Here is a 20,954-nt window from a genome sequence, read left to right as displayed (position 1 = left end):
GATGGAAGAATTGCTGCCGTATTACGAGCGCGAATTATCATTTTTGCGGCGCTATTCGCGCGATTTCGCGGAGCGCTACCCGAAGATCGCGGCGCGTCTCGCCATGTCAGGTGAGCACTGCGAGGACCCGCACGTCGAGCGGATGATCGAATCCTTCGCGCTACTCGGTGCGCGCATCAACAAGAAGCTCGACGACGATTACCCCGAATTCACCGAAGCGCTGCTGGAAGTACTGTACCCGCATTATCTGCGGCCATTTCCATCGTGCTCCATCGCGCAGTTAGGAAGCTCGGCCGCGCTGAGTCATCTGACCGAGCCGGTCACGATCGAACGCGGCACTGAACTCAAGTCGCGGCCCATTCGCGGTGTGCAATGCCGTTTCCGTACCGCGTACGACGTGACGCTTGCGCCGGTCCGGATCTCCGAGGCGAAGTACACGTCCGTTGCCATGGCCCCGAGCGCGACGGTATTGCCGGGCAATGCCACGGCTATTGTGTCGATCACTTTCGAATCCACCGCCACGCAACTCGATCTGTCCGCACTGAAAGTTGGCACATTGCGCACGCATTTGCATGGCGAACAGTCGTTCATTGCGGCGCTGGCGGATTGCCTGTTCGTCAATGCAATGGCCACGTATGTCGAAGCCGACAGGCGCGGCGTATGGAAGCAATTGCGTACGACGCCGCTCGCACAGGCGGGCTTCGACGAAAACGACGCGCTGATCGACTATCCGGCCAAATCACATCCGGCTTACCGGCTGTTGACCGAGTACTTTGCATTCCCTGAGAAATTCAATTTCGCCGACTTCGATCTGGCGGCAATGACACATGCGACAGGCCGCTGTCAGCGCCTGACACTGCATGTCGTGCTAAAAGAAGTGCGCAGCGATTCGCATGTCGCACGTTTGCTCGATGCGTTGTCCGCGCATCATTTCCGCCTGTTCTGCACGCCGGTGGTCAATCTGTTCGAACAGCACGGCGAGCCGATTCGTGTGAGCCATCAGGCGATCTCGTATCCGGTCGTTGCTGAGGTACGCCGCGCATTTGCATACGAAGTGTATTCAATCGATTCGGTGAAGCTCGTCAGGCAGCAGGCGCATCAGGAATCGGTCATCGAATTCCGGCCGTTCTACTCGCTGCATCACGGCGAAGCGGCGCGCGCCGGACACTACTGGTTCGCGCGGCGCGACGATTGGGTCGCGCAAAAGAGCCCCGGCTATGAGACTGAAATTTCGATTGTCGATATCGACTTCGAACCGGCCGCGCCGCAAACCGATACGCTGAGTCTCGACCTCACGTGTACCAATCGCGACTTGCCCGCCGGCCTCGCCGTGGGTCTCGAAGGCGGCGATCTGTTTCTCGAAGGCGGTTCGCTGACCGGCAGCATTACGATGTTGCGCCGGCCTACGCCGAGCGTTCGTTTCGAGCGCGGGCGCGCCGCGCATTGGAGGCTGATTTCGCATCTCGCGCTGAACCATGTGTCGCTGGCGAATAGCGGTCTGTCCGCGTTGAAAGAAATGCTCGTGCTTTACGATTTGCGGCGCACGGCCGTGTCGGCGCGGCATATCGACGGGCTCGTGGGCATCGAGCAGCGCGCGGCCGTGCAATGGCTGCCGGGCAAACCGTTCGCCACATTCGTACGCGGCATCGAGATTCGCCTGACCATCGACGAAGAGCATTTTGTCGGTACGAGTCTCGCCTCGTTCGTGCGAGTGATCGACACATTCTTTGGGCTGTACGTGCATCTGAACAGCTTTGTGCAACTGGTCGTCGTGTCGAAGCGCACCGGCGAGGAGATCTTGCGATGCAAACCGCGCAGCGGCGAATCGATCCTGGCGTAGTCGAGCAGCTTCTCGACGAGCCGCATCGCTTTGAATTTTTTCAGGCGGTGCGGCTGCTCGAGAACTGGTTCGCGCAGCAATCGCCGGCACCTGTCGGGCGTTCGGGCGAGGTCGTCGCGCAGCGCATCGCCTTTCGCAATTCGCTGTCGATGTCGTTTCCGCCGAGCGAAATTCACAGCGCGCAATCTTACGACGACGAAGGCGCCGCGCTAAAGGAGAAAGCGCAACGCACGGCGGCGCTCGCAGACGGCTCGCTTGAGAAAGTGGACATCACGCCGGCGTTTTTCGGTTTGCTGGGCGGGCAGGGCGCGTTGCCGCTGCATTACACCGAGCAGATCATCGCGCGTGAGCAGATCAAGCGTGACCGTGCAGCGCGGGAATTCTTCGATGTCTTTTCGAATCGCGCCACCGCACTTTTTTACGCGGCGTGGAAGAAGTACCGCTTGCCGTTTCATTATGAACTGGATCGCGATGAACGCTATTTGCCGTTACTGCTCGCGCTTGCCGGCGTTGCCGACAATGACACGCGCAACAGTCTGCAAAGCGGCGAGGGCGCGCTATTCGATGAGGCGATAGCCGGCTATGCGCTGCCTGCGCGGCACAGGCCAGTGTCGGCGGCTTATTTGCAACGCACGCTGTCGGACTACTTCAAGGTGCCGGTGCGCGTCGAGCAGTTCGTCGGCAAATGGTACGACGTGCCGCGCGATCAATTGACCATGCTCGGTAGCGTCAATGCGACGCTCGGCGCAACAGCGCTGGCGGGCGAGCGCGTCTGGCAGCGCGACATGCGAGCGCGGCTCGTAATCGGTCCGCTCGACAAGGCCGACTACGAGGCCTTTCTACCCGGCGCCGACCGCGCCGTCGCGCTTGAGCGCATGCGCACGCTGCTTGCGGGTATCACGCTCGAATACGAAGTCTTGCTGGTGCTGCGCCGCGAAGCCGTCGGTCCGGCGCTCCTCAGCAAAGGCGCGCGTCTCGGCTGGGACGCGTTTCTCTGCACGCGAGATGCGGACCGCGATCGCGCGGACGCATGCTACGAATTGCACGTGATTCACTGACCATTACGATAGAACCGACCGGATCGCACGACATGAGCACGTCCCTCAATACCTTGATCGCCAAATTGAATTCGACCTGCCGGCAGGCGGCGTTGCTCGCGGCGAACAACTGTCTCGCGCGTGGTCATTACGAGGTCGACCTCGAGCATCTTCTGCTCGCGCTGCTCGATGAACCCGCAAGCGACGTTGCACTGGTGCTGCGTGCAAGCAGAATCGATCCGCATGCGTTGCACGCGGACATCGAGCGCGAATTGCAGCGCCTGAAAACCGGCAATACGCGCACGCCGGTGTTCTCGAAACATCTGATCGATCTGCTCGAACAGGCCTGGCTGATTGCATCGCTCGATTCGCAGACTGGGCGCATTCGGTCGGGACATTTGCTGCTCGCGTTGGTGAGCGCGCCCGATCTCGCGCAGTTTGCCGAGCGCATGTCGCCATTGCTGCGCGATGTGCGCGTGACGGATTTGAAGCACAAGTTCGACGAGCTGACCGCGGGCTCGCGCGAAGTCGAGCGCAGCAATGCGGCGCAGGGCGAAGAGAACACGAGCCATGCAGCGCCTTCCGATGCTACGTCCGGCGTGCCATCGAAAACCCCCGCGCTCGATACCTACACCAGCAACCTCACGCAGCGCGCGCGTGAAGGCCAGATCGATCCGGTGATCGGCCGCGAAGCCGAGATTCGCCAGACCATCGACATTCTGATGCGACGCCGGCAGAACAATCCGATCATGACCGGCGAGGCGGGCGTCGGCAAGACAGCGGTGGTCGAAGGTCTCGCGCTGCGCATCGCAGCAGACGACGTTCCCGCGCCGCTCAAAGGCGTGGCGTTGCATGTGCTCGACATGGGGCTGTTGCAAGCAGGCGCGAGCGTGAAGGGCGAGTTCGAGAACCGCCTGAAGAATGTGATCGACGAGGTGAAGAAGAGCCCGCATCCGATCATTCTGTTTATCGACGAGGCGCATACGATCATCGGCGCCGGCGGCCAGGCCGGACAGAACGACGCCGCGAATCTGTTGAAACCGGCATTGGCGCGCGGCGAACTGCGCACAGTCGCGGCGACCACGTGGAGCGAGTACAAAAAGTACTTTGAAAAAGACGCCGCGCTCGCGCGCCGTTTCCAGGTCGTGAAGATCGAAGAGCCGAATGAGTCACTCGCGGCGGCCATGTTGCGCGGCATGGCGTCGTTGATGGAAAAGCACTTTAATGTGCGCGTGCTCGACGACGCGATTACCGAAGCGGTGCGCCTCTCGCATCGCTACATTAGCGGCCGGCAACTGCCGGATAAAGCGATCAGCGTGCTCGACACTGCATGCGCGAAAGTCGCGCTCGCACACAGTTCGACACCGGCCGCAATCGACGACACGAAGAAACGCATTGAGCGTATCGACGCGGAAATCGCCGCGCTCGAACGCGAGGTGGCGAGCGGGGCGCTGCACGACGAGCGGCTCGCGGAATTGCGCCAGTTGCGCGAAGAAGACCTCCAGCATCTCGCCGAAGATGAAGCGCGCTACGACAAGGAGCGCGTACTGGTGACCGAGATCGTCGGCTTGCGTGCGGACATCGACGCCGCTCGCGTGAGCAGTGCGGACGCGGAACAGGCGGGGAAGGCCCAACAGGCGCGCGAAGCACTTGCGATGCGTGTCGCCGAATTGTATGCACTGCAGGGCGGTCAGCCGATGGTGCCGTTGCAGGTGGACGGCCATGTGGTCGCCGAAATTGTTGCGTCATGGACAGGCATTCCGCTCGGCCGAATGGTCAAGGATGAAATTCAGACTGTACTCAACCTGCAACCGCTGCTCGCCGCGCGCGTGATCGGTCAGGACCATGCACTCGAAGCGATTGCGCAGCGAGTGCGCACGGCAAGCGCGAACCTCGAAGATCCGAACAAGCCGCGCGGTGTGTTCATGTTCGTCGGACCGTCGGGTGTCGGCAAGACGGAGACCGCGCTCGCACTCGCCGATGTGCTGTACGGCGGCGAACGCAAGATGGTCACGATCAACATGAGCGAGTATCAGGAAGCGCATAGTGTGTCGGGCCTGAAAGGTTCGCCACCGGGCTACGTCGGTTATGGTGAGGGCGGTGTGTTGACAGAAGCGGTGCGCCGCAATCCGTATTCGGTAGTGTTGCTGGATGAGGTCGAAAAGGCGCATCCCGATGTGCTCGAAATGTTCTTCCAGGTGTTCGACAAAGGCACGATGGATGACGCCGAAGGCCGGGAAATCGACTTCCGCAATACGCTGATCATCCTCACGTCGAATATCGGTTCGCAAGCGGTCATGCAGGCTTGCCTGAACAAGAGCGCCGACGAATTACCCGACGCCGACGCACTCGCGGAAACCCTGCGTCCGCAACTATATAAAGCGTTTAAACCGGCTTTTCTTGGACGCATGAAAGTGGTGCCCTACTATCCGATCTCGGACGACGTGCTTGCCGAGATCATCGAGTTGAAACTGGAACGGATTCGCCGCCGCATCGAATCGAATCATCAGGCCGTGTTCGAGTGGGATGAGTCTTTGATCGATGCGGTGCTCGCGCGTTGCACCGAAGTGGATTCCGGCGCGCGCAACGTCGATCACATTCTGAACGGCACGCTGTTGCCCGAGGTGGCGCAGCAGGTGTTGGAGCGCATTGCCAACGGCGCGGCGATCGAGCGTATTTCGGTGCGCGCGAGCGAAGCGGGCGAGTTCGACTATGCGGTCGTATAAGTAGTTTCATGAATGCAAATTGATAGCTTTCTGCCATGCCGACCAATCTGAACACCCTGCTTGCTCCCATCAGTGAAGCCGCGCCCTGCGGCGAAGATCTGCTGTTCTCCGCCGACTTCGATGCAATTCAGCACGCTCGCCGTTTCGAAGACCCGTCGCTGGATCAAGGCGAGTGGGTCACCGAAATCAAGGAAGCCGACTGGCCTTTCGTGATCGAACGTTCGAATGCCTTGTTGCAAACGCAGACCAAAGACTTGCGGCTCGCTGTCTGGCTCACGGAAGCGCTTGCTATCGAAGAAGGCGTGATCGGGCTCACGCAAGGTTATGCGCTACTCACCGGGCTGTGCGAAAAGTACTGGGATGCCGTTCATCCGCTGCCGGAAGGGGACGACACCGAGTATCGCCTCGGCAATGTCGCGTGGCTTGTCGGACGAACCGGCGATCTGCTGCGCGCGATGCCGCTCACATCATCACAAGGGAGCGTGTACAGCACGATCGATTGGGACGTGGCCACGCACGTCGCGCAAGCCGTGAAGCGCGATCCCGATCATGCTGACGACATCGTACGCGGCAAGCCTTCCATCGAGCAGATCGACGCATCGAAACGCGCTACGCCGCCAGCGTTTTATTCGACACTACTGGTCGAGCTCAAGGCGTTCGAAGCCGCGATGCTCGCGCTCGAAAAGGAATTGGACCGGCGTGCCGTTGATTCCGCGCCAAGCTTCCGTCAGGCGAAGGATGCGTATGAAAGCGTTTATCGTCTGGCCGAACGTTTTGCACGCGAATTGGGTGTGAGCGTTGAATCGCAGCAGGCGCCTGGTAATGCATCCGGAGAGCCTACGCCTCACGCGCACGAACGCGCCGAGCCGACCTTCAAGACTTCACCGCAACGTGAGGAACTCGTGTTGACGACCACGGCGACGAGCCCGATGGCTGGAATCCAGAGCCGCGCGCAAGCCGTCGCGCAGTTGCGTGCGGTGGCGCGGTTCTTTCGCGACACCGAGCCGCACAATCCCGCCGCCTATTTCGCGGAAAAAGCTGCGGAGGCGGCGGATATGCCATTGCATCAGTGGCTCTCGACGGTGGTGAAAGACGACGGATCGCTCGCGCATATTCGCGAGTTGCTTGGCGTGAAGCCGGAAGAAAGCAGCTAGACGTCCGCGTCGAAAAGCGAAAAGCCTGGCTGCGAGTCTATTGACCAAGCCAGGCTTTTTTGTGCGAGTAGTTTCAGCAATGGCGCAGTGGTCCGCTTACGATCCCGCGCGGAATTCAATGCGCCGGTTGCGTGCGCGTCCATCGGCGGTATCGTTCGATGCAATCGGCTGATCGGGCCCGACTCCGGTCGTGCTCATTTGCTGCGGCGGGATGCCCTTCGCGACGAGATAACCCTTCACTGCATCGGCACGCGCCTGACTCAGCGCGATGTTCGACGTGCGATTGCCCGAGTTGTCCGTGTGCCCGATGATTGCGACCGTCTTCGTCGCCATCTTTAGCATCGCGGTTGCCATCTGATCGAGAATCGCGCGGCCTGGCGGCGTGAGCGTCGCGCTGCCGGTTTCGAATTCGATTGTGCGGTTGGCGAGCGTCTGGTCGAGAAGGCCCTGTTCGGAGGCACTGACGCGCAAGCCGTTCCTGATCGTGTACGTCGGATTCAGCGCGTTCGCCATATCGCTCGCGAGTTGCTGACGCTGCGATTCGTTGCGCACTTCGCCCTTTACGTCGATCTGCGTGCCGTCGATTTTCAACTGCCCCTTGCTGATCTGCTTGAGTTGCGGGCCGATCAGTTTTTGCACGTTGGCGGACCAGTTCGGCGGCGTCGCGACATCCGCGACCTCGATCTGATCGACCACGTTGGCCGCGCCGTACGTGTCGCGCAAACGCGCGAGCACGGCGGCCTTGGTCGCCTCGTCCGGCACCTTGCCGCCGGCCACGACCTGGCCCGGCGTCGCGTTCGCAGGCGGCGGCGAAGCGGTAATCGCGCCGGTGCCGGCGCCGGTCGTGCCGCTTGCGAGGCCTGCCGTATTCACCGCAGGCCCAGCGTTGCCCGCATTAGTGGAAGAAGGCGCGGGCAGGGTCGTCGTGCGAATCGAAACGCCGCTGTTGTCGACCGGCGTGACGCGCGCCGGGCCGTCGTTGTCGGCGTGAGCCAATGCGCTAAGCATCAAGCCCGCGAGGAGCGCGGTGACCTGGGTGCGTGAGTTCAGCATTGCATTACGCTCCCGCGAAGGCTTCGCGGAACGTGTCGATGCTGACGCGCAAGGACAGTTGCGGTTGGTCGAGGTAGCTGACGAGCTTGCTGGTGCCATGGTCGTTTTGTGCGTGTTCGTCGATCCACTCGGGGTCGTCGATATCGATGTTATGTGCTGCATAGGCTTGCGGATCGACCACACTGTGCAGCGTTTTTGCCGACGCGCCGTTAAAGCCGATGATGAGCCGCTCGCGCTCCGCAATCGTGCCGATGAAAATCGCCAGTTCAAAATCCGCCTGCGCGACGAACGGCGCAATCAGTTCGAGCCAGAACGCGGCGACGAGACTGCGATAGAACGGATCGTTCGGCAGCGGCAGCGTGAGTCCGCGTTCGAGATGCGACGAGCCGCTTTGCATTACCGGACGCAGTAATGAACCGAGCGCGAGCATCGCGCCGCGCAATCGCACCGGATGCCCGCTCGCGAGCAGCATTTGTTCAAGTCCGGCGAGCGTCTGATGTTCGACGAAGTCGTTGAACGTGCCGTCATGCGGATTGCCGGGACCGCCGCCGATTTCGATCGGCACCTGCGTTTCGCCAAGCGCCTGTAATGCGCCAGCCGGCTCGCTTACGCCGAGCAAGGGCTTCATTTGCGCCGACACTCGCGACCACAAACGCGCGAAAGCGAGCGGACTGTGCGCGAGGAACGTCAGCGGCTTTTCGACTTCGAGCGCGGTCGCGGCAAGAAACGGAAAGCGCCGCGACGACTGATCGTGACTCGCCACCATATGCCCGGCAATCGCGAGCTTGCTGCGCGAACCGAGGAACGCGAAGTGCATCGGCTTCGCGTTTTCGTAGACGATCTTCCAGCGCGGATCGTCGGTGAGCAACTCCATGGCTTCGGCGATCCAGCGGTCGAGCGTGGCAAGCAACTGCGGGTTATGCGCGCTTTTCACGAAGTCGCCACGCGACGGAATTTTGCCGAAGTACGCGATTTGCGCCTGCACGGTCTGCGTCATTGCGCACCCCCTATGTTCGAAACCGCGGTGGCAGCCGTCGCAGGCCGCACCCCAGGCGTTGCCGGCGCCGTGTTCGCGGCCGTCGCGGTGACCGAATTTGCCGCTGCGCTCACGTCCGCCACCGACGACGGCAGATGCAGACCGCGCAGGCTCTGCTGTTGCGGTGCGTCGCTGCTGCCGCCCGATGCTTGCGACGTACTGATGATGCGCATGCTGACCGCCACCGTCACGTTGCCTTGCGTCCACGACAGGTCGAAGGTGCCGTCAGGACGGCGCTTGCGTTGCGCCGAGTTGATCAGCTTCTCCAGACCGTAGCGACCCGGCTCGTTGACGAGTTGCAGCGTGCGGCCGTCGAAGGTGGTCGCGTTCAATGTAGCGCCTGGCGAGCCCGACGGATTCGGCCACACGAAGTTGGTCCATTGCGGCGGCGTGTTGCGGTAGCGCATCTGTTGACCGTCGATCGCGAGCGTGTACTCGGTCGTGCCGCTGCTCGGCTGCGGCAGGATCTGGAACACAGTCTGCGGTTCAGCCGAGCTTTGGCCCGCGGACGCACCCGCTGCACCGCCGGCGAGCGGCGCGACCCAACGCGCGAAGCCGTTCGTGAAGTCGGGCGCGAGCGCGAGGCCCATGTCGCCCCATGTGCGAGCGGTCAACGTGTCGCCACGGCGCACCGCGAGCGGCCCGAGCGTGGTGCCGACGAACTTCGCAATCGAGCCGTCAGGACCGAATACCTGCGCGATTTCGCCGGCGCCGGCTTCGACCTTCGCATCGCCGGCAAACGGGTACTTGTTCGCGAGCGAGCCTTGGAACGCCTGATAAACCTGCGCGTTCCACACCTTGTTCACTTCGACGCTCGCGGGTTGAATCACCACTGCATACGCGGCCATCAGCGGACGCACCAGCAGTGGACGCAAGGCCTTGCGCTGCGAATCGGTGAGGCCCGTCAGCATCTGCTCGTCGACATACTTCAGCGAATCGGCCAGTTCAGAGCCGTTGCCGTCGAGCGTCTGCTGCATGAGCTGACGTGCGCCGGGTCCCGGATCGCCCTGGTTCTTGATCACGTTAAAGCGCGTACGGACTTTCGACAGGGTGTCCATATAGCCCTTCAGCATCGAGCCGTTGTCGCCCGTCACGACAATGCGGCCGAGCGCGGAGAACTCCTGTCCGATCGGACCCATCGGCATTTCAACCGGATTGCCGTTGATGTCGATGTTCGCGTTCACCTGAGCGGTCGGCGCACGCGCGAACCATTGCCTGAACCAACTGGTGACGCCGCTTTGCGCACGTTTCAGATTCGCGTTGAAAAGCGATGGGTTATCCCACGAGGTCTGATCGTAAGCGGTTTCGAGCACTTTGCGGATCGGCGAGTCCTGCGGATCGCCGAGGCGGTTCATCGCATCCACCGCTTGTCCAAAGCTGCCGAAGCTCTGCACCGCAATGCCTTGCATGAACTTCTGCCAGTGCGTTGCATACTCGGTCTTGTACATCGTGACGAGCGCTTTCTGGATCTGCTCGGGGCTGCCTTCGAGCGTGAGGTCGTCGTGCGCGGAAGTGTTGAGCACCCAGTCCTTCGCCTGCAGTTCTTTGGTGGCGGCGTCGCGAATCGCGGGCTGCACGTACTGGAACCACGCCTCACGCGTGAAGGTGCCCGGGATCGCATAGCTGCCCGCCACCAGCGCCGTATTGTTTTCGCCGACGATGCGAGCGATCGTCATCGGCGCAAAACGGGTCGACGCACGGGCCTTGATCTCTTCATAGACGCGCTGACGCGCCGGCATGCCTCGCACCACGCGGCGCAGGTTTTCACGCGTCTGATCGACGAGGCCGAGGTTCTGGTCGATCATCGGCCAGTCGTCGTCGGATACGCGCGACAAGTAGAACGTGATCATGCGCTCGGCGCTGCGGATCATTTCGTCCCGAGGCATGTTGCCGCGATTCGTTTCGAGCCAGCCGCGCCAGAAGCGCGCCACCTGATCGGTCAGGTGAGCCGTTTCCACATGACGCTTGTCGCTCAGCATCAGATACGTTTTGAGCGCGTTGTAGGCGTCTTCGACGTTCGTCGGCGATGCGTCGCTATACAGACCGCCGCTCTGATTGTTCGCCGCCATGGCGGTGTGAGCCGACACGGGAATGGCGGCGGCATCCGGCGTGCGATTCAGCGGCGCGAGCTGATCGGGATGCGCGTTGACGTCCTTCATAAACGACGCGAGGTTTTGCGAAACCGGATCGAGCAGGATCTGGCGCACACCGTTGTAGTACTCGGTGAGCAGGCGCTGTTCGAGACGATCGCCCTGATAGAGACCGAGCGAGACCGCGAGCGGCTTGTCGCGGCGGAACTGTTCCAGCTGGTCGATACGGTCTTCGAGAACGTCCATGGCCTGCAGACGCGATTGCAGGTCGTTGCGGTTCTGCTGCAAACGCACCACGTTATCGAGGTCGGCCTTCACATTCTCGGCGAGTTGCTGATTGCCGATGGTCGACCACGTCCAGCCGCCGAGCGCGAGCGCGAGCACGGCGACGAAGCCGAAGAACGTTGCATAACGCATGCGCGTCTTCGCGGGGCTCGCGAATTGTTTAACCGTTTGCCGGTCCGCAAAAATAACCTTTGAAAACAGATCGCGCAGGAAGAAGCCGTTCTTCGAGAACGCGCTATGCGGCTTCGGCATGCTGTCCGCGCTCAGGCCGAAGCGATTCGCGATGCGTGTGGCCGCGGCGCTATTGGTCTCGCCTTCCTGCAACGCGCTCGTGAAATAGAAGCCGCGGAAGATCGGCTTGTGCTGGAACGGGTTCGTTTCAAACAGCGTGGCGAGAAACGCGCGCAATGCCGGCTTGATCGTCGAGAATTCGAGCGGAAAGCTCAGTTGGCCGGGCGAAAGCTTGTTGCCGCGATTGATCGACATTTGCGCGACGCTGATTTCTTTCAGGCCGTCGTACAGTTCTTCGAAGTGCTCGTCGAAGAGGCCTACCACATCGCGCTTTTCGTCCGACTCGTAGGGCAGGGTGGCGCCCCACACGCGGTCATACTCATGACGCTCGCTGCCGCTGAAGAATTCGGTGAAGCCGGTGATCAGGTCGGCCTTGGTGAACATCACATAGACCGGCGCGAAGACTTCGAGCTTCTCGGTCAATTCCTGCACGCGCTGGCGCAGGTTCTTCGCGAGATTGATCGCGAATTCGGGCTTGCTGCTGGTGAGTTCCGCGATACTCGCCGTCACGATGATGCCGTTGATCGGCGCTTTCGGCCTGAAGCGTTTCAGCAGGCCAAGAAAGCCGAGCCATTCGGTGCGGTCTTCCTCATGAACGGAATAGCGGCCTGCCGTATCGAGCAGAATGCCTTCGGTCGTGAAGAACCAGTCGCAATTGCGCGTGCCGCCGATGCCGTGAATCACCGCGTTGTTCTTGTCGGCGAAGGGAAATTGCAAGCCGGAGTTCAACACCGCGCTGCTCTTGCCGGCCGCGGGATTGCCGATCACGATGTACCACGGCAACTCGTACAGCGCCGAGCCGCCGGAGACCTGGCCGATCTTCGAGGTCTTGATGGTTTTGACCGCATCGACGAGGCGCGTGCGCAGCAAGTCGAGTTCGGCCTGGCGCGCAGGCGTGGGGGCGGGCCCGGCCTCGGCGCTTTGTTTCTCCGCCTGCTGCTCCAGCATCTCGCCGAGCTTGCGGTTCGCGCGGCGCGCGCGCAGGCGGCGCACCACCCAGACCAGCAGCCATAGCACGACGAACACAGCGAGTGCGATGGCCGGCCACATGATGTCGATCTGCAGTGTACTGGCGCCGACGAATAACACAGCAGCGAGCGCGAGCAGGCCGATGATCGAGAGCGTGCGTGGATGGGTCAACACGTTGAGAAAGCGTCGCATAAGCCGGTCAGGTCTTGGTAATTGGTGTTGTGGCGCGTGCTGTGGCAAACGGCATCACGCGCGTGCAGCGTTTGAAACTGGAGCGAAAGAAAATGAAAGCCGATTCAGGAAAAGTCCAAAAACGGCTGAATTGTTAAATCCGCAATCGCCAGTGTTGCGGACAGCGGCTGGATGAATGCGCCAATGTATCTTGCATTGCCGCTTGAATTGCCGTTTTTTGCCAGAAATATTGATTGAACGCCCCATTTTTCAACCTCTTGTTCCCGCTTCGCCTTAATGACCCCGCCCGAGGACGAAGCCGGGTTTGTGATATTCAACGTGCCCGAGATCCATCATTTTCCAGCGGCCACCCCATGTCAGGCCGACCTGTTCGGCGGTTTGCCCATATAACTGATAGCCTCGCATGGCCCAGGGATCTTTTTCTGAAATGACGAGCTTGCCGTCGCGTAAAAACGCATTGTCCGCCGCAAGACCGTATTGGTGATAGCTTTGAAACGCTGCGGCATTGGTGACGTTGCTCCCAATTTGCGCGAGCCGGTTTTGCCGCTCCGGACTGCGATAACCTTCCAGCAAAGCCATTTCGTACCCATACTGCTCGTGCATGATTTTGTAGACGAGCAATAAACGCGTTCTGAAGTCGGCGTCGAGCAGATTCCAGTCGCGGCTCGCATCTTTTAGCGCGGGTCGGATCTGCTCGACTTCACGCGTGGCGAAGACCTCCGGCGGCAGCGGCGGCGGGGGCACGAGCTGTTCGCCGTTCAATAAGGCAGCAATTTTCTCGTCGGGTACCCGTGCGGTTTCATCGAATTGGAATAACTGCCTGCCGCGTAATGCCAAAGCCACCAATGGCGGCGTCGCAAGAATACCTGTCGTGGTAAAAATCAGCAAGCGCCGGCGCGCCAGTAATTTTTTCATATCGACTACAGTCGATTGCGAAGTTCTTGCCGAGCGTACTAATTGACCCCGCGCGCGCGATGCGCTACGCGATGCCCCGCGCATAACGCGGCCATGAATAGTGAGTGCAACGCCTAATAAAGAAGTGCGTACCGCCGGCAAAAGCAGCATTGCGGCGATCAGGACTGCGACGGCGAAATAGGCAAGAAGTGCTACGGCAATCAATGGCGACCCCGGAAATTGGAAACAATTGTATTTTGTAATGCTTGCTCTTAGAATCAGGCCTGCTCGGAGCGGAGCCGGAGCGGTATTATCACGGCGAAATAATCCAGGATTCAATGAGACAGTGAATGAGTGCGCCGGAAAGTTCAAATTCCAAAGCCCCGCCTAGCCTGTTATCCGATAAGGCTAAAGGTGCCGATGGCAATGGTTCGCGAATTCTCGCGAATCTGGAAGGCCGCGTCGCGCCTACCGATAAACCACGCCGGTCCAAAACGCCGCTTGCGCTCGTCGCCTTGCTCGTGATCGCGGCAGGCGGCTGGGGCGCGTGGCATGTGCAGCAGCGTGCGCCCAACGAGTCGCTGGCTGCGACGGTGCCCGCCAGTGCCGCGAACATTGCGGGGACTGCCGAACCGGCGTCCGTCGCAAGCGCCGTAGTACAGGTTGCGGCGAATGCGGGGGCAGCTGCGCCCGCGTCGTCACAGGCGGCGACGATCATCGCCGACGACAGCGATAGCAAAGCCGCCGCTCCTTCAGTGTCCGCATCGGCGGGCGCAGGCGAAAGCCGCTTGTCGCGCGCGCTTGCCGACGGCGCCGAGCCCAGCAATGCTTCCGCACCCCTCGCTGCTGCCGCGTCTCTCGCGGCTGCATCTGGCGCATCGGTTGCATCAGCGGCAACGGTTGCGCAAGCTGCGAAGCATGACAAGAATTCGCCGGCGGCTGTCGCAAGCAAGGGCAAGCATGAGACCGCGGCGCGCAGTAAGAAGGAGAGCGCGACGGCCAGTGCGAGCAGCCATCATTCGAGCGCGCCGGCTACCATTGCTCAATCGAAGAAAGCGAAACCGGGTGCAACGTCGAAAGATGATTCGGACGCCGATCTATTGGCAGCGCTCGTTGCGCGCACCAAACCGGCGGATGCCAAAACGGGCGGCAGCAATCCGGCGACGAAAGTGACCGCCGCGGTGTCCGGCAATGCGAAGCTCGCCGAGCGTGTGAAAGAGTGCGGACAGCGCGGGTTCTTCGAAGAGCAGTTGTGCCGCTGGCGCGAATGCGATGGTCATTGGGGTAAAGACCCCGCATGCCCAGGCTCCACGCCGCAAGCGCGTCAACCCTGATTCCCCTCGACACACGAGCGTTCGTTTCAGCGGCGGCTAGCGAGGCTCGTGTCGTTCACGGGCCTCATCGGAGCTTCGGTTTGATTTCGCCATCTTTGATCGCTATGATGACTCTCCTTAGTCGCACACCGACGCGATAGAACAGGAGACATCAATGAAGCGGTTTCTCGTGGCATTGAGCTATGTAGCAAGCGTCGTGACTGCTCTGACAATTGCGGCATGTGGCGGCAGTAATCTGAATCCTTCCAATCCCCCCAAAGTCATTATCGACAGCGACTACAACACGCTGAGCGACGACGGCCAACTCGGCGTCATGGCAGCGCAATTGCAGGCGCAGGGTTCGCTGAAAGTACTCGGCATTACCGTGGTGTCCGGCAATCAATGGTTGAAGCAGGGCGTAGCGGATGCACTGAAATCCGTCGAGCGGCTCGGCGTCGAGAAGCAGATCGGCGTGTACGCAGGCGCGAACTATGCGTTGTCGCATGATTTCGCCACGATCCAGGCGGAAATGGCGCAATTCCCCGGCGGCGACGGTTATCTCGGCGCATGGGGCACGCCCGAGCCGAAGTCGGATAGCGATCTGGTGGCGCCACCTGACGGGTTTGCGACTCACACGAAAGTGCAGAGCAAAAGCGCGGTGGATTTCATCGTCGACTCGGTGAAGCAGAATCCTGGCGAGGTGACGATTCTCGCAATTGGACCATTGACCAACATTGCGCTTGCCACCCGTCAGCATCCCGAGATCGTGCCGTTGATCAAGCAGATCGTCTACATGGGCGGCGCGGTCGATGTGCCGGGCAACACCACGCCGACGGCTGAATTCAACTGGTGGTTCGATCCGGAGGCTGCGAAAGAGGTTTTGCATCTGCCGATCAGGCAGGTCGTCGTTCCGCTCGACGTGACCGACACCGTGAAGATGGATAAAGCGCTTTATGACCGTATCGCGCACGATCCGACGAAACAGACGATCATCACTCAATTGTTCAAGACGTTGAACGGCTATGGTTTCGACGGAAAGAACGGTTTCGAGACGAACCCGAACTACACCACGAACATCTGGGACACACTGACGCTCGGGTATCTGATACATCCTTCGTTTGCGACCCAGACCGTGGACGAGTGGGTGGATGTCGATACGAGCTTCGGCGCCAATGACGGTAAAGCGACCGGCTATACGAGCTCACCGCCGGCTGGTTTGCAGAAGATGACCATCGTCAAACGCTTCGACAACCAGAACTTCTTCAATTTCTATGTGGATCTACTGACTCGGCCGGTGCCGGTGCCAGGCTGATCGACTGGTACTTACTGCATTGCTGCGAGGCTGCATCGAACCCGCTTCACGCGGGATGCAGCCCACGCAGCAATTGGCGCACGCGCGAGAGATCCTGATCGACGTGTTCCGTCTTCTCGAACAGTTCCGCGAGCCAATCCACGAACGCGCGCACGCGCGGCGACACGCGGCGATTCTTCAGATACGCGACTGAGACCGGCATCGGCACGGGCTTCCATTGCGGCAGTACTTCGCGCAACAGCCCGGAGTCCAGGTACGGTTGAGCGGCGATACGCGCGGGCTGAATGAGGCCGTGGCCTTGCAGTCCGCAGGTGAGATACGCCTGCTCGTCGCTGACCTTGATGAAGCCATTGACCTTGACGGTTTGTGCTTCGCCATCCACTTCGAAATCGAAAGCGACCTCGCGGCCGTTATGCGGCGACATGCAATTCACGGCGACGTGTCCGCGTAAATCGCCGAGGGCCGTGGGCTTGCCGTAGCGGGCGAGGTAATCCGGAGATGCGCAGGTCACGTGCTCCAAAGTGCCGAGTTGCCGCGCGACGAGATTCGAGTCCGGCAATTCACCGAGTTGGATGCTGCAGTCGATTGCTTCGGATACCAGGTCGACGGTACGGTTGCTGACGCCGATAGCGAGATCGAGGTTGGGGTAACGCGCATGGAAGTCGTCGAGTGCGGGCAGGACGATGGCGCTCGCCACCGAGCCGGGCATTTCGATGCGCAGGTGGCCCGTGAGGTTATCCGTGGAGTGACGGATGCTGGCTTCCATCTCGTCGATATCGGCGAGGATTTGCGCGCAGCGCTCGTAGTAGGCGGCGCCTTCGGGCGTGACGCTGAGGCGCCGCGTGGTGCGTGCGAGCAACTGAGTGCCGAGCACGGCTTCCAGATTCTGAACGATGGTTGTCGCCGTCGCGCGCGGAATGTTCAGCGATTCCGCTGCGCGGGTGAAGCTGTTGGTGTCCACTATCCGGATGAATGTGCGCATTGCGGTTATTCTGTCAATCATGGGTGGTGCTCCTGGTTTGGGTTTTTTGTGTTGCCTGTGCGGCGGGTTTTGGTGGTGGTTTTTGGATTTTCGACTTTGGACTTTGGACTTTGGACTTTTCTTGAAAGTCTCTGTGGTCTATTCGCGTTGCCCCTATGCGGGGCGGCACTCACTTTCTTTGCGGCCGCAAAGAAAGTAAGCAAAGAAAGCGGCTCACACCGCCAGCTCATAAGTGGGTCCCCTGGCTCGGAGAAGGCAGTGGTGCATCTGGAATCAGTGCCCTCGCACACTCCGCGCTCGTGACAAGGCAGTCATTCTTCCGGCGACGCTCCGCGCGCCGCAGCGGTAGTACTGCAAGCCATCGGTTATGTCGATCAGTAGTCGTTAAGCATCCACTCGGTCAAGTGGCGGGAGTAGCAAACCGTTATCACTTGAGCGCGTCAAGGCGAAGCCGAAGGCCTCGCCGCGCCAACGCGAGAGAGTGGTTGGGCGAACCGCTCGGACGAGCACATAGTGCGAGGCGGGAGGTATGACGGCCTTGTCACTGGCGCGGAGTGTGCGAGAACACTGATTCCAGATGCACCACTGCCTCCTCCGAGCCAGGGGACCCGCTTATGAGCTGGCGGTGTGAGCCGCTTTCTTTGCTTACTTTCTTTGCGGCCGCAAAGAAAGTGAGTGCCGCCCCGCATAGGGGCAACGCGAATAGACCACCGCGACATCAAGGAAAGGCCAAAAAACCAAGCCTAAAAGCCACGCCTAAAACCCACGCCTAAAACCCACCCGCAGACGCGAAACCCACCCGAAGACGCGAAAACCCACCCCGCGCCGCAGGCAAAAAAACCCAAAAAATCACTTCCGCAAGGAATCCATATCAATCACAAACCGATACTTAACATCGCTCTTCAAAATCCGTTCATAAGCCTCATTGATCTTCTGCATCGAAATAATTTCGATATCCGAAGTAATTCCATGTTCCCCGCAGAAATCCAGCATCTCCTGCGTCTCGGCAATTCCGCCGATCAACGAACCAGCCAGTCGGCGGCGCTTGAAAATCAGGTTGAACACCTGCGGCGACGGATGATCATGCTCCGGTGCGCCCACCAGCGTCATCGTTCCGTCCCGCTTGAGCAGGTTCAGGAACGGGTTCAGATCGTGCTGCGCAGCCACCGTATTCACGATCAGATCGAAGCTGTTCGCATGGGCTTCCATCTCTTCCGGGTTCTTCGAAATCACCACCTCGTGTGCGCCCAACCGCTTCGCATCTTCGATCTTCGAGGGCGACGTCGTGAACAGCACGACATGTGCACCCATCGCATGCGCCAGCTTTACGCCCATATGGCCCAGGCCGCCGAGGCCGACAATCCCCACCTTCTTGCCAGGACCGGCGCCCCACGTGCGCAGCGGCGAATACGTCGTGATGCCCGCGCACAGCAACGGCGCCACGCCGGCAGGATCAAGATTTTGCGGCACACGTAGCGTGAATTCCTCGTCGACGACCAGTTGTGTCGAATAGCCACCGTATGTGATCTGACCGTCGACGCGGTCCACACCGTTATACGTGCCGACAAAACCATTCTCGCAGTACTGCTCGAGACCTTCCGCGCAATTTGCACACGTACGGCACGAATCGACCAGGCATCCAACGCCTACCAGATCCCCCGCCTTGTACTTTGTCACCTCGGGACCCACGGCGGTGACGCGGCCGACGATCTCATGGCCCGGCACCACGGGAAACACGGTGTTCTTCCATTCGTTGCGTGCCTGGTGCAAGTCGGAATGGCACACGCCGCAAAACAGCACTTCCATCTGCACGTCATGCGGGCGCAGTTCGCGGCGCTGGATTTCGAACGGGGCGAGCGGCGCGCTAGCGTCGGTCGCGGCATAGGCATAAGTCGTGCTCATGGGTAGCTCCAGCAAAGAGGGTAGTGTCGCAAGGCGCCGGCGAAGGGCGACGCATGTCGCCGATGCGGCCAAACCTCGCCGTGATTTCGCACCACACCGCGGATCAGATCGCGAATCACGGCGCCGGCGGCGGTGGTAACTTCGTTGAACGTAGATGGCCAACCAGGCCCTGCGCAGCACGGAACAGGATGATCCGGCAGGGTTCCCATGGTAGAAGCCCGCAGCGAGCCAGTGAATACCTGAATGTCTTGAAGATTTGCCTAAAACTCCTGGGGCAGAGCGCGTTAGGCTGTTTGATGCTAAATTTCAGGCATTATTCTCTTGCACGTCACTATATCGTCATGTCGCCTCGTCCCTTCGAACCGTCGTCGCCTTCTGCCCAATCCGTCGCGGCCGGTGTCGCCCAACGGCGTCTGATCGAATTGTTCGACGTGCTCGCGCCCACACCCGGCATGACACGTTCGAGCCTCGAAGGCGTAAGTCTCATGCGTGCCAATAGCCCGATGCCGCGCATGCCGGTCATGTACGAGCCGAGCATTGTCATCGTGTGTCAGGGGCGCAAGCGCGGCTATCTCGGCGATCAGATATTCCAGTACGACGCGCAGCAGTACCTCGTGCTGTCCGTGCCGCTGCCGTTCGAATGCGAGACCGAGGCGAGTACGGAAGAGCCGTTCCTCGGCATCTCGATTCGCGTCGATCTGACGATGGTCGCCGAGTTGCTGATGGCATTGAATGAAACGCAAGGCGCCGCGCAGAACGAACCGCTCGGCATTTACTCGACTCCACTCGATCCCGCTTTAAGCAGCGCGGTGCAGCGTTTGCTGGATGCGTTGGTCTCGCCGCTCGACGCGCGCATTCTCGCACCTGGCATCGTGCGCGAAATCTGTTATCGCGTGTTGACGGGCGAGCAGGGCGACGCGATTCGCGCGGCGCTCACGCATCAGAATCATTTTGGGCGCGTTGCAAAGGCGCTGCGCCGCATTCACGCCGATTACCACGGCGTGCTCGATGTCGATACGCTCGCCGCTGAAGCCGGTATGAGTCTCGCCGTTTTCCACGCGCAATTCAAGGCGGTGACAGCGACCTCGCCGATGCAATACGTGAAGACCACGCGCCTGCATCACGCGCGTCTGCTGATGGTGCAGGATGGTCTGAATGCGGGGGCGGCCGCGGCGCGGGTGGGTTATGAAAGCGCGTCGCAATTCAGCCGTGAGTTCAAGCGCCTGTTCGGCCTGAGTCCCGTCGATGAAGTGAAGCGCATGCGTGTAATCTACGACTCACCGCCGCCGCGAATCGTCAAGCCGGTCGCGCGCTATGTGACGGCAGTCTGAGCGCGGCCACTTACACCTTCTTCAGATACGCGGCCTTCAGCATGAAGTTGCCGGCGTCCATCTTGCAGTCCACTTCATGATCGCCGCCGACGAGCCGAATGCTCTTCACCTTCGTGCCCATCTTGAGCGTGATCGATGAGCCCTTCACTTTAAGGTCCTTGATCAGCACGACTGCATCGCCGTCGACGAGTGCGTTGCCGTTGGCGTCCTTGACCACGCGTTCGTCAGAATCGTCGGCGGATGTGGCGGCCGCCATGGGCCACTCATGCGCGCAGTCCGGGCAGACGTAATTCTCGCCGTCGGGGTAAGTGTTTTCCATCGCGCATTGCGGGCAGGCGGGAATTGTCGACATGATTGTTTGCAGAGAGTGCGGTGAGCCGCGGATGAATTAAGAGCACGCGAGTATACCCGGCGCGGCCCTTTGCGTTCGGGCTGGTCCAGTTCGTCCGCATAGAAGGAACGGTTGCGCGGTTTCGTCAGCACGTGATGCATTTACGCGCTACTTTCATGCAAGGTCGTCTTATGCCCGAAGTTCGCCGACGTCGCC

The 20,954-nt window shown here is 60.6% G+C and carries 15 protein-coding genes; 7 read left to right on the top strand and 8 right to left on the bottom strand.

What is annotated here, in order from left to right:
• Nucleotide 1 precedes the first annotated feature (1 nt).
• The 4 genes from tssF to tssA are packed head-to-tail and all read left to right on the top strand — an operon-like array spanning nt 2 to nt 6,757.
• Nucleotides 2-1,840 (top strand): type VI secretion system baseplate subunit TssF, encoded by a 1,839-nt coding sequence (tssF, locus tag C0Z16_RS18270; protein ID WP_102633518.1) that lies wholly within the window; start codon nt 2-4, stop codon nt 1,838-1,840.
• The gene (gene tssG / locus C0Z16_RS18265) at nt 1,804-2,898 is read left to right on the top strand and encodes a type VI secretion system baseplate subunit TssG (RefSeq protein ID WP_102633517.1); all 1,095 of its coding nucleotides are present in this window, start codon (nt 1,804-1,806) and stop codon (nt 2,896-2,898) included. Before tssF ends, tssG begins: the two co-directional genes overlap by 37 nt.
• Before the next feature lie 32 nt (nt 2,899-2,930).
• Complete coding sequence (gene tssH / locus C0Z16_RS18260) at nt 2,931-5,603, top strand: type VI secretion system ATPase TssH (protein ID WP_102633516.1); 2,673 nt, start codon at nt 2,931-2,933, stop codon at nt 5,601-5,603.
• A gap of 35 nt (nt 5,604-5,638) precedes the next feature.
• The gene (tssA, locus tag C0Z16_RS18255) at nt 5,639-6,757 is read left to right on the top strand and encodes a type VI secretion system protein TssA (RefSeq protein ID WP_102633515.1); all 1,119 of its coding nucleotides are present in this window, start codon (nt 5,639-5,641) and stop codon (nt 6,755-6,757) included.
• A gap of 96 nt (nt 6,758-6,853) precedes the next feature.
• On the opposite strand, the gene C0Z16_RS18250 is transcribed toward tssA, so the two are convergent.
• From C0Z16_RS18250 to C0Z16_RS18235, 5 genes are all read right to left on the bottom strand, one after another.
• Complete coding sequence (locus tag C0Z16_RS18250) at nt 6,854-7,810, bottom strand: OmpA family protein (RefSeq protein WP_102633514.1); 957 nt, start codon at nt 7,808-7,810, stop codon at nt 6,854-6,856.
• Between the two features lie 4 nt (nt 7,811-7,814).
• Nucleotides 7,815-8,807, bottom strand: a complete 993-nt coding sequence (tagF, locus tag C0Z16_RS18245) for a type VI secretion system-associated protein TagF (RefSeq protein ID WP_102633513.1) — start codon at nt 8,805-8,807, stop codon at nt 7,815-7,817.
• The gene (tssM, locus tag C0Z16_RS18240; protein ID WP_102633512.1) at nt 8,804-12,673 is read right to left on the bottom strand and encodes a type VI secretion system membrane subunit TssM; all 3,870 of its coding nucleotides are present in this window, start codon (nt 12,671-12,673) and stop codon (nt 8,804-8,806) included. Before tssM ends, tagF begins: the two co-directional genes overlap by 4 nt.
• A 104-nt stretch (nt 12,674-12,777) precedes the next feature.
• Entirely contained in the window at nt 12,778-12,990 is a 213-nt protein-coding gene (locus C0Z16_RS37435) for a hypothetical protein (protein ID WP_146014320.1), read from the bottom strand.
• Nucleotides 12,947-13,792, bottom strand: coding sequence for a M15 family metallopeptidase (locus tag C0Z16_RS18235; RefSeq protein ID WP_167403540.1), 846 nt, complete (start codon nt 13,790-13,792; stop codon nt 12,947-12,949). The genes C0Z16_RS37435 and C0Z16_RS18235 overlap by 44 nt, the downstream gene beginning before the upstream one ends.
• Before the next feature lie 125 nt (nt 13,793-13,917).
• On the opposite strand from C0Z16_RS18235, the gene C0Z16_RS18230 reads away from it, so the two are divergent.
• Together C0Z16_RS18230 and C0Z16_RS18225 are read left to right on the top strand one after the other, a co-directional pair.
• Nucleotides 13,918-14,901, top strand: coding sequence for a hypothetical protein (locus C0Z16_RS18230; RefSeq protein WP_102633510.1), 984 nt, complete (start codon nt 13,918-13,920; stop codon nt 14,899-14,901).
• Nucleotides 14,902-15,055: 154 nt separating this feature from the next.
• Nucleotides 15,056-16,192 (top strand): nucleoside hydrolase, encoded by a 1,137-nt coding sequence (locus C0Z16_RS18225; RefSeq protein ID WP_102633509.1) that lies wholly within the window; start codon nt 15,056-15,058, stop codon nt 16,190-16,192.
• A 46-nt stretch (nt 16,193-16,238) separates the two neighbouring features.
• Here the strand turns inward: C0Z16_RS18225 and C0Z16_RS18220 are convergent, their stop codons facing one another.
• Both C0Z16_RS18220 and C0Z16_RS18215 read right to left on the bottom strand, forming a co-directional pair.
• Nucleotides 16,239-17,195, bottom strand: a complete 957-nt coding sequence (locus C0Z16_RS18220) for a LysR family transcriptional regulator (protein WP_102633508.1) — start codon at nt 17,193-17,195, stop codon at nt 16,239-16,241.
• A gap of 828 nt (nt 17,196-18,023) precedes the next feature.
• Complete coding sequence (locus C0Z16_RS18215) at nt 18,024-19,076, bottom strand: NAD(P)-dependent alcohol dehydrogenase (RefSeq protein ID WP_102633507.1); 1,053 nt, start codon at nt 19,074-19,076, stop codon at nt 18,024-18,026.
• Between the two features lie 341 nt (nt 19,077-19,417).
• On the opposite strand from C0Z16_RS18215, the gene C0Z16_RS18210 reads away from it, so the two are divergent.
• Nucleotides 19,418-20,407, top strand: coding sequence for an AraC family transcriptional regulator (locus tag C0Z16_RS18210; protein WP_102633506.1), 990 nt, complete (start codon nt 19,418-19,420; stop codon nt 20,405-20,407).
• Between the two features lie 10 nt (nt 20,408-20,417).
• Here the strand turns inward: C0Z16_RS18210 and C0Z16_RS18205 are convergent, their stop codons facing one another.
• A complete protein-coding gene (locus C0Z16_RS18205) occupies nt 20,418-20,759 on the bottom strand; it encodes a zinc ribbon domain-containing protein YjdM (RefSeq protein ID WP_102633505.1) in 342 nt (113 codons plus the stop codon).
• Nucleotides 20,760-20,954: the final 195 nt, after the last annotated feature.

Source organism: Paraburkholderia rhynchosiae (assembly GCF_002879865.1).
GTDB lineage: Bacteria > Pseudomonadota > Gammaproteobacteria > Burkholderiales > Burkholderiaceae > Paraburkholderia > Paraburkholderia rhynchosiae.
Note: the sequence above shows the minus strand (reverse complement) of the source record. Positions and strands in the feature narration are given on the sequence as shown.